This window comes from Ensifer sp. Root954, from assembly GCF_001429005.1.
Lineage (GTDB): Bacteria > Pseudomonadota > Alphaproteobacteria > Rhizobiales > Rhizobiaceae > Ensifer > Ensifer adhaerens.
This window is the reverse complement of record NZ_LMJM01000026.1, coordinates 1-780: the sequence shown is the minus strand read 5'-3', so window position 1 is coordinate 780 and position 780 is coordinate 1. Positions and strand designations below refer to the sequence as shown.

The 780-nt window shown below is 55.3% G+C and carries 1 protein-coding gene; it reads left to right on the top strand.

Annotation, left to right across the window (positions count from 1 at the left end; genetic code table 11):
* Positions 1-780 (top strand): IS3 family transposase (locus ASE71_RS21840; protein ID WP_156411757.1); only part of this gene is annotated, 780 nt, incomplete at both ends.

Below are 780 nucleotides of genomic sequence, written 5' to 3'. Positions count from 1 at the left end.
TACGACTGGAAGAACCAGAAACTTGGTCGTGAGGTCCCTGCATCCATGACACGCCGTCGCGAATTACCACCGACAGCCAGCCGAGACGAACTCGAGCGTGAACTCGAGGCGCTACGTAGAGATGTGCAGCGCCTTCAACTCGAGCACGACCTGCTGAAGAAGGCTAACGAACTCCTAAAAAAAGATCTGGGCATCGACCTGCGGCTCCTGGCAAACCGGGAAAAGACCCTGCTGGTTGATGCCCTGAGACAGATCTATGCGTTACCAGAACTCCTCACGCGGCTTGAGTTCGCCCGCAGCTCCTATTTTTATCATCGCTCTCTGCTTGGCCTTGATGACCAATACGCCAAGCTTCGCCAAACCATTGTGTCTCTCTTCGAAGCCAATCGTAACTGTTACGGCTACAGACGCATTCATGCGGCCCTGACCAGGAGAGGAGAGCAGGTTTCCGAAAAGGTCGTCCGCCGCCTGATGAAGCAGGAGCAGCTCATCGTCGCCACCGTGAAGCGACGTCGGTACACGTCCTACCAAGGGGAACTAGACGCTGCACCCGAGAATTTGGTCAATCGTGATTTCCACGCTGCAAGGCCAAACGAGAAGTGGCTTACCGATATCACGGAGTTCCAGTTGCCGGCGGGGAAAGTGTATCTGTCGCCTATTATCGACTGCTTCGACGGGCTTGTTGTCAGTTGGTCCGTGAGCACACGTCCAGACGCAGAACTCGTGAACACCATGCTCGATGCCGCAATCGAAACGATCAGCGTTTCCGAGCGTCCAGTT